This is a genomic window from Actinomycetota bacterium (assembly GCA_040754375.1).
In the GTDB taxonomy this organism is placed as follows: domain Bacteria; phylum Actinomycetota; class Acidimicrobiia; order Acidimicrobiales; family AC-14; genus JBFMCT01.
The window spans coordinates 50066-58503 of sequence record JBFMCT010000018.1 but is presented as its reverse complement, the minus strand read 5'-3'; the positions used below and the strand labels follow the sequence as shown (position 1 = coordinate 58503).

Below are 8438 nucleotides of genomic sequence, written 5' to 3'. Positions count from 1 at the left end.
GTGGCCAGCCAGCTGCCCGTCGAGAAGTGGCACGCGGCCATGGCGGACCCGACCTTGGCCGAGGCCGTGCTCGACCGCGTCTTGCAGGCCGCCCACCGCATCACGGTCAAGGGTCCCTCCATGCGCAGGCGCCAACCCGATCCTGGCGGGGCCGAGGGGTGTTGAGCTGCCCCGTCCACGGCGTTCCCGTCCCCGATCCCCGTCCTGTCACGATGGCGTCACGATGACCTGCCCGGTCTGCGGTCTCCCGTTCACGCCCGCCGGCCGCCGGAGGTTCTGCTCCGACGCCTGCCGGGCCGCCGCATACCGGCGCCGCCGGGACGGCGAGCGTCCCTCGGTCACGGTCCCCACCGCCCGGCCCCGGCGCCCCGTCACCGTCTACGAGTGCGACGGGTGCGGCGCCCGGGCCGTCGGCGAGCAACGGTGCGAGGACTGCTCGACGTTCATGCGCCGCATCGGCCTCGGGGGCTGCTGCCCGAGTTGTGATGAGCCCGTCGCCGTCAGCGAGCTCCTGGGCGAGGAGGTGGTCGCCGACAGCTGATCTACCATCACCCAACGTCACTGGCGACGTCCCCGACCGTGTCCGGAATCAACCGGAACGGGTGTCCGCTTTCAGCCGGAACGGGCGTCCGCTTTCGCCGGATTGCGCAGCTGACGCCTGACTTTCGGCGAGGGGCGGCGCGCGATCGCCGCCCGAGATCGCCCCGGAGGCCGCTCGTCATCGTTGCCCGAGCCTTCCCTCGCGCTGCACTGGTGCCGTTCTGCAGGTGCTGGCCAGCAGCCCGCCAGCGAGGCTCTCTCGCCATGGAAGGATCTCCGAACCTGTTCAGGGGGTGTACCGGCGTCGAGTGACATCCGACTTCACTGAGACTCGCAGCCGGTCACGCGATGTGAAGTAAGCCGTCATTCTGGCTCTACACTGTTGCGTGGAGCGGCGGTGCGAACCGCAGCAAGGCTCAGTGGAGATACGAATCCGACGACGGTAGTGGCCGCAACGAGCATCGCCTCCGACTCCCCTTCGTCGGGCGTCTTAGCGGACTTGTGGATCACTGCATTGCGCAAGTGTACGAGGTCCTCGCCCACGACCACGGGCAGAAGTCTTAGACGGTCCACCACATTACGAAGGGTCCCTAGTGTCCAGCGACGAGATTGCCGGATGAGTTCTTCCCCGACGGGACTAGGGCTTGCGTTGTGGGCTCGCAGAAGTACGGCATGTAGGCCGACCTCCAATGCTGTTCCCCCATCAATGACAGCGCGCCGATAGTCATGGCGCGCGTGCGCAGCACGCGAGTCCCGTAGAAGGAGGTGTTCGACGCCTGGGCGCTCGCCATTGTGAACTAGTTCAAGCAGCCGTCGCCACTGCGTAGCCGAAAGCGGCTCGCCATAGGCAAGATCCGCTGTAACTCGTGTTGGAACGCGTAGAGCCTCGCCGTCAGCCCAACATGCCCACCGCCCGCCTTCGAGCGTTACTCTCTGTCGAGGAGCGACGTAGTCGAGATCCTGTCCAGTCGTGGCCTCACACCAGTCCTTGAGAACGGAAAACCAGGCTGGAAGGGCGCCTAACGCGGAGGAGACGACGTCGTCGGTCCTCTCATCAGGCAACTGCTCAACCGCCAGTACGACCTGAGTAACGCCCAAGGCGGTTGTCTCCCGAACTCCCCATGACGTCGGGTAACCCCAAGGTGACTCGGGCCGGTCGTCTTCATCGGGGTCGTAGGAGTAGTCGGTGTACTCCGGTTCGGTGGTGACGGCATCGAGGACGGCGGGCTGGCGCAGAACAGGACCACCTAGTTGGAGACGCGGAACATGCACTACAGCACGCCGGCCCATGACTTGTGTCGTTGTGGCCGTCCCGAGGACGTCCAGCTGGACACCGAGCGCTGATGGCAGCGGGTATTGGACCAAGAGCAGGCGGCCACTCGATTCGCTGAAGCTGTCCGGGGGACCTCGTAACACCCCCCGATGATCGCATCTGCCGCCAGGGACTTGCTGCTTCGTCGGTTTCCGGAGGCGCGGCGGGCAAGGTGGGGTCCCGAGGCAACAAGCCTGATGCCAAGGCTGGGCGTCCCCCGTCGCCCCTCGCTGGCGTCGCCAGGGATGGCCCCGGCTCGCTCCCCTCCGTGTGTGCCATTGCAGGAACAGCTTGTAACTGTGTGGCACGTGTTCGCTAAGAAGTCTGAGACAAGGCTGACCTCAGGACACCCGTGAGCGCTTGCGCTTCTGCCGTCCGACGTTGAGTGAGGGTGCGAGTGTGTTGGTCTGAATCCACACTCGGTGGCTGTAGGGCTGTCGAGAAAGCGTCTCTTCCCAGTAAGGGAGGTGCCTGGTTACCCTCCGGTGCTGCTCCGTCAGCCCGGGAATGTCCCTGTCGAAGACGATCACTTCGACGCCATGCCTCTCCAGTAAACCACTGCGAACCCACCGCCCACGGAAATCGCTGTCGCTTGTGATCAAGACATTCTCTGTCTTCGCGCACCACTCAGAAATCTCCCCGTCCGTCGCTTGGCACTGCCCAAGGATCGGTCCCGCTCTGTGCGGAAGGGCCTGCACGACGTGCAGGATCGGGTGGCCCACAAGCGCGAGTGCCTGCGCCACCTTGTAACTCAAGTTGGCATCGAGGCAATACCGCCGAGGGTAGTTAGTGGAGGGCGAGGTACTCGATCACTCCCTGGACTTGCTGGACGGTTAGCCCGTACCAGTCGGCAACGTCTTCCGGTGTCCCGGCCCTTAGGTTCGCAGCGATGGTCCTGACTGGGACACGAGTGCCTCGCACGACCGGGGTGCCGAACTGGACCGAGGGATCGATCTCCACCCATGGACTCAGATCCCAACCGCTGGCGTGCGAGTCGGGACCGTACCGAATCTGTTCTGCGAACGTCTCGATAGCCGGCCGCCAGACAAAGTGATTCCTCTGTCTGCCGACAAGCTCGATCATCGGCCCGTCCTCACCCAGCTCCTGCGCCCAGATGCTTGCGCCATCAGTGAAGAAGACCCGGTACGCAAAAGGTCGCTCGAAGTCTGGGAAGTGATCCCGTAGCGCCGCTTCAAGCTGTCGTACTCGTTGTAGCGAGGTTCCGACGGACCGGAATCGCCCAACGACTTCCAGACTGACCAGGTCGTCGAAGGAGAGAATCGGCGTCCCCTCGTCGGTCCTGTAGGACGATGGGGTCAGACCACTAGTCATCCAATACCGGAGTTGGCGACTCGTTAGTGGCCGCCCAATACCCCGAAGAATGTCTGTCGCCTCGGGAAAAGTGTAGATACCGGTGCCTAAGTCAGGCGCCCGGAGAACTGATCCGCTGACATCGATGGTCGTACCGCCAGGCATGCCACAACGTTACCACAGCCATGCGACAACTTGTGTGAACTCAATGAGGCACTGCTACCACTTAGTGGTCCCGCCTCGATGCCACGAGCGACAGGCCGCGCAGAAGTAGCTATAGCGGCAACGCTCGGTGAGGGCCGAGCGAAACAGCTAATCCTTCTCGGCCCTTCAGAAGACAGTCAACCGCCTTGGGTGAGCCGATGCCAAGGATCTGAATGTCACGGAAAGGATTGCGTTTGGAATCTGAAAGGGCGTAGTAGCTAACTCGTGGGAAGCACCCCGCGCTAGAGCCGGCGAACCCGGGCGGCTCGGTCGCTCGATAACGTTCGCCGGGTTGGTGCCCTCACGTTGCCCTCACGGAGGCGACCGGCCACCGCAGTCGCCGGACGTCAGGCACCGGCGTGATCGTCACGGTCGCAGCCCGCAGTGCGAGCGGCGTGGAAGCGTTGGGGGCTCATGGCGCGTAGGACGCTCAGGTGGTGGTGGCCGCGCTCGCCGGCGATGCAGTTGGGGCCGTAGGAGATGGTCCAGACGTAGCCCTGCTCGTAGAGCGGTGCCTCGTCGGGAAAGCGTTCGACAAGGTCGGGGTAGCGCTGGGCCTCGACGAAGACCTGGCAGTCGGTGCGCTCGAAGTAGGGGCTGAGCGGGCCCCAGACCTCGCCGGGGAACCAGTCCCGGACGACCGGGCTGATCCAGTCGTCGGGTACGCAGCCCGGAGGCAGCATGACCTCCCCATCCTGCCCGGGCCAACCCGTCCACGGACGTCGGCCGGGTTTCGGTCGCATCAGCCGTCCCTTCGTCCTCCGGCGGCCGCCCGTTCACCCTCTGGGGCCGGACGGCGCCGGCGGCCAAGGTCGGCCAGCAGCTCGTCGTAGAGCGCGGCGGCGTCGGGGTCAACACCGGCCATAGGGTCGAGAGCCTGTTCGGCCTGGCAGCGGGCCTGGAATGCCTGCTGCAAGCCCTCCGGGTCCCGGCGCTGGTGGGCGGCCCGCATGTCCCAGTCGAACAAGGCCAGTTGGGCCGGGGTGCCGAGCCGGCCCTGGCGGGTGGCCCACTCGGCGGTGGTGGCGTCCCCGGCGGCCAGGGCCTTAGCCGCCAAGGTGTCCTCCGCCCGGGTGATGGCCACCTGCATCTCGTAGACCAGGCCCTCGCTGTAGGCCCACACGTAGGTGCCGCTCACCACGTCGGAGAACGGCTCGCCTCGCACCAGGGCCAGCGCCTCGCGGTACAGGGTGATCTGCCCGGGCCCCGACGCCGCCTCGGCCGCCGCGACCAGGGCGCAGAAGCGGGACCAGTCGCAGCCCACGCCCGGGCCGAGGCCGTAGGCCCGATTGACCGCCTCGGGAAGGTGGCGCTTGCCGTCGGCGTCGCTGCCCAGGTGGCGGCGCAGGCGGGACATCGCCTGGGTGAAGCTCTGGTCGGTCACCTCCTGGTCGCCCCACACGGCGGCCCGGACCCGCTCGCCCGACACCCGCCCGGGGTGCAGGGCCAGGTACGCAACGACCTCGGCGAACTTGCGCCGGTCGTGGATCGGGCGCTCCCAGCCGGTGACCTCGACCGCGCCGAGCACCGCAACCCACACCCGCGGATGGTCGTCGGAGACCACCCTCAGCGGGCCCGGTCGCGCCCTAGTGGCGAGCTCCACGAGGGGTGCCACGTCGCTCTCGTCGGACGCCGCCGCCAGCAGGTCGGTGGCACCCTCGATGGCCTCGCCGTCCAGGTCGCCCAGGTCGACGTCGACACCCTGCTCGATCCCCGTGGCCACCACGTCGAGGCCCAGCGGCTCCAGGCGAGCCGTGCCGTCGGACAGCACGCTGAGGCGCCACCGGGCACCGGGCACCGGGCCTCGGGCCACGACGGCCACCCCAGCGGCACCGATCGCCTTGCCCCCCAGCGCGCCTGCGGCGTCCCCTCCGCTCGTCATCACCGCCACCGTGGGCAGGGCCCACTCGCTGGCGCCGGCGGCGGTGCGCACCTCGAACACCGAGCCCCCGTCGCCCAGGTCGCGCCGGGTGGCCGCCGCTTGGGAGCCGAGCTCGGCGACCAGAGCCCCGGCGTCCTCGCTCACCCGGACGTCCTCGGTGCCCCCAAGCGCCTCGGCCACGCCCACCACCGCTAGGTCGACGCCCTCCGCCCACGAGGCGCTGGCCAGTTCCAGGGCCACCCCGGCGAGGAACGTCCCAACCCGCCGGTGGTCGCCCTCGACGCTCAGGACGCCCAATTCCTCAAGGTTGACGAGGACCGGGCCCTCCGGGGACGTTCCGAGGCTCACCAGCGCCGGTGCCGCCGGCGGGCAGCCCTTCCCCTGTGCCTTCAGCTCGGCCAGGTCAGTGCCCGGGGCCAGCCGCCACAGGTAGCCGTTGTCCGAGACCTCGAACCCATCGGGCGCCACGGGAGCCGGGGAGCCCAGGAGCAGCTCTAGGCCCATGGACCCGGCTCGCAGGCACACCACATCGGGGCGGGCTAGGTGCGGGGCGGCACGCAAGGCCGCGGTCAAGGCCCGGAGGCTGGCGTCGACCCACGCCGAGGCCTCGTCCTCACCGATGGCCCGAAGCCGGCGTTCCAGTGGCTCCAACCTCGGGTCGGGCCGCACCACCCCACGCCCGGGGCGGTGCCGGGCCAGTTGGCGGCGGCGGCGGCGGTTGAGGGCGGCGACCAGCCCTCCGATTGCGAACACCGGCAGGCCCACCATCAAGGCGGCAGCCGCCGGCGTGGCCGTGTGGTTGTCAGCGCCCGGCCGGGGGCCCGAGGAACCTGGGTTTGCGCCCGGCCCAGCCGACGATGGGACGACACTCCCTGACGGCGGCGAAGACGCCAGGGGCGGTGTCGCCGGGACCGGGGCGACGGTGCTCGTCGTCGAGCTCGTCGTCGAGGTCGAGGTCGGCGTGGAGGTCGACGATGAGGGCGCGGTCGTGGTGGTCGCGGGCTGGGCCTGCGGTTCGGGCTCGGGCGCCAGCAGTGGAGAAGCATCCGACGAGGAATCCGCCTCCTGGCCATCGAGCCCGGAGGCATCGGCTGGCAGGACCAATACCCAGCCCGGCCTGATGAGCTGAGGGTCGACGAGCGCACCGCCGCCGGGCTGAGGCCGGCCGCGGTTCATCTCGAACACCTCCCGCCAGCGCATCCCGTCGCCCAGGTGGCGCTCGGCGATGTTCCACAGGCAGTCACGGGTCTGCTCCCAGGGCTGGACGACGTAGCGCGGAGCGGCGTTAGCCGCTGGTCCCGCTGCTGGCGTCGTCGGCCCCCCGACGACGAGGGCCGCCACGCTGGGGCCGGGTAGTGGCGGGGGTAACTGGTGGGCCCCCGCCAGCCGGGGAGCGGACAGCATGCCGATCAAAGCAACGGAGCCCACCAGGCGCCGGGCGGCATCACGGGCCGGCCCGATCACCCCCAGCAGACGAGGCGTGTCGCGCCGGGCGACGGTCGCCACCGTCTCGACGACGACCGCGGTCGTGAGCTGGGCCCACGCCAGCCAGCTCACGGTCGCCGCCGCGCCCACCCAGAACCGGCTCGGCACGTAGCCCTCGGAGATGGCGCCGCTGACCTCCGACCACGAGGGGACGCGTCGGGGAAGCGGCCAGCCCGCGACCAACCACAGGAGTACCGGGACGCCGACCAACAGGGCGGCCAGCGCCAGCACGGCCCATGCGGCCCGCAACGCCACGTTCGCCCTCATGTCTCGGCCCCCAGGACGCCGCGCACGTTCCGGGCCTCGGCCGTGGCGCTGACCTCGGTGGTCCCCAAGGGCAGGAGCCGGGCGGTGCGCCTAACCGTGACTGTCACCCTCACCACCTCGCCATCGACGTCCACGCTGCCGACGTGGCCGAGCTGGTCGAGGTGGGCCAAAGCACGGGCACGCGCCCGGCCCGGGTCGAGCCGCTGGGGACCGGTGGCGCCAGCACGAAGGTCCTCGGTGGCCACCCCCTGGGCGCCGGCCCGAGCTGCCTGCTGGGCAGCGTTCAGGGCTTCTCGCTTGGCCACCAGGACGCGGCCGCCGTCGAACACGAGCCCGCCGAGGCCGATCAGCAGGACCGGCACCATCAGCACCATGAAGAGCGTGACCGTGCCGGCCTCGGACCGCCGCCTCATTGCATACCTCGATGGACGTCGACCACCGCGATCGAACGGGAGGTGACGGTGCGTGTCCCCGGTAGGGGTAGCGGCGAAAGGTCGGCGACGGCCAGGTCGCAGGTAAGCGCCACGCGGACGGTGCCGCCAGCGCGGAAGTCAGAAGTGTCGACGTCGACCTCCAACCGCTCGCAGCCCACCTTGGAGCCCTCCACGTCGGCCGCCACGGCTCGCCGAGCCGCCTCATCCGCTTCCGTACCAGCGCGCGCCGCGGCTGCGGCCCGGGCGCCGGCGCGAGCCGCGCCGTCGAGCGTGCCCTGGGCCGCGACCATCCGCCCGGCCAGCACGACGAACATGACCACGGCGAGGAACGGCACGGTGATCGTCACCAGCTCGAGCGTTGCGTTGCCGCGCTCCGCGTTCATCACGGCCCCCGGAACCGCTCCCGTACGCCTTCGGCCGTGGCCCGGACCTCGAGGCGCAGCCCGGGCACGACCTCGGCCACCCGGGCCCGGACCACTACCCGGGCCACCTCGGGGCCGGCGGTGGCGACGACCGACGGATCCTTGAGCAGCGGCGGTGCCAACTGCTCCAGGAACAGCCACGCCCGCTCCTCTCCCGCTACGGCCGTGCCGGTCTCCACCCTGGCCGCGACGAGGCCCTCCTGGGCGGCGGCGGTGACCACGTGCTGGAGGTGGAGCCATAGCGCCAACTGCACTCCACCCAGGACAAGCGCCAGCATGGCCGGGACGGCGAGCACCAGCGGCAGAGTTGCCGTCCCCTCCTCCGCCCTGTACCAACGGCACGCGCGCACAGAGCTGGCGAGCACTTAGGGGGTGTCGGTGCTGATGCCGCCGGCCTTGTTGACGGCCAGGTTGTAGATGATCGTCCCAGCTGCAAGGGCGGCGGCAACGAGGATGGCGCTCATCACCACCTGCTCGAGAGTCACCGCCCCCCGCTCGTCGCGCCGGATCCGGCGCAGCTCGGCGGCGTGGGCCTGTATGAACGCCCAGAGGAACGTCAGCTCGGTCATTCTCACTTGCCT

9 protein-coding genes and 2 pseudogenes are annotated in these 8438 nt (G+C 69.3%); 2 read left to right on the top strand and 9 right to left on the bottom strand.

The window, feature by feature from the left end; all coding sequences use genetic code 11:
• Positions 1–165, top strand: coding sequence for an ATP-binding protein (locus AB1673_09645; GenBank protein MEW6154233.1), 165 nt, complete (start codon positions 1–3; stop codon positions 163–165).
• Between the two features lie 58 nt (positions 166–223).
• Positions 224–541: a hypothetical protein gene (locus AB1673_09640; GenBank protein ID MEW6154232.1), complete on the top strand. Its 318-nt coding sequence runs from the start codon at positions 224–226 to the stop codon at positions 539–541.
• A 1652-nt stretch (positions 542–2193) separates the two neighbouring features.
• Here the strand turns inward: AB1673_09640 and AB1673_09635 are convergent.
• From AB1673_09635 to AB1673_09595, 9 genes and pseudogenes are all read right to left on the bottom strand, one after another.
• Positions 2194–2616: pseudogene (locus AB1673_09635) on the bottom strand (DUF5615 family PIN-like protein).
• 22 nt (positions 2617–2638) lie between these two features.
• The gene (locus AB1673_09630; protein MEW6154231.1) at positions 2639–2935 is read right to left on the bottom strand and encodes a DUF433 domain-containing protein; all 297 of its coding nucleotides are present in this window, start codon (positions 2933–2935) and stop codon (positions 2639–2641) included.
• 117 nt (positions 2936–3052) lie between these two features.
• Positions 3053–3328, bottom strand: a pseudogene (locus AB1673_09625) (MerR family transcriptional regulator).
• Between the two features lie 386 nt (positions 3329–3714).
• Positions 3715–4050 carry a hypothetical protein gene (locus AB1673_09620; GenBank protein ID MEW6154230.1) on the bottom strand — a complete coding sequence of 112 codons (336 nt, stop codon included), beginning with the start codon at positions 4048–4050 and terminating at the stop codon, positions 3715–3717.
• Between the two features lie 59 nt (positions 4051–4109).
• On the bottom strand, positions 4110–7001 hold the full coding sequence (locus AB1673_09615) for a hypothetical protein (GenBank protein MEW6154229.1): 2892 nt from the start codon (positions 6999–7001) through the stop codon (positions 4110–4112).
• The gene (locus AB1673_09610; GenBank protein ID MEW6154228.1) at positions 6998–7414 is read right to left on the bottom strand and encodes a pilus assembly protein TadG-related protein; all 417 of its coding nucleotides are present in this window, start codon (positions 7412–7414) and stop codon (positions 6998–7000) included. The genes AB1673_09615 and AB1673_09610 overlap by 4 nt, the downstream gene beginning before the upstream one ends.
• Positions 7411–7818 (bottom strand): TadE/TadG family type IV pilus assembly protein, encoded by a 408-nt coding sequence (locus AB1673_09605; GenBank protein MEW6154227.1) that lies wholly within the window; start codon positions 7816–7818, stop codon positions 7411–7413. The genes AB1673_09610 and AB1673_09605 overlap by 4 nt, the downstream gene beginning before the upstream one ends.
• The gene (locus AB1673_09600) at positions 7818–8207 is read right to left on the bottom strand and encodes a TadE/TadG family type IV pilus assembly protein (protein ID MEW6154226.1); all 390 of its coding nucleotides are present in this window, start codon (positions 8205–8207) and stop codon (positions 7818–7820) included. Before AB1673_09600 ends, AB1673_09605 begins: the two co-directional genes overlap by 1 nt.
• Positions 8208–8222: 15 nt before the next feature.
• Positions 8223–8426: a hypothetical protein gene (locus AB1673_09595; GenBank protein ID MEW6154225.1), complete on the bottom strand. Its 204-nt coding sequence runs from the start codon at positions 8424–8426 to the stop codon at positions 8223–8225.
• Between the last annotated feature and the right edge of the window lie 12 nt (positions 8427–8438).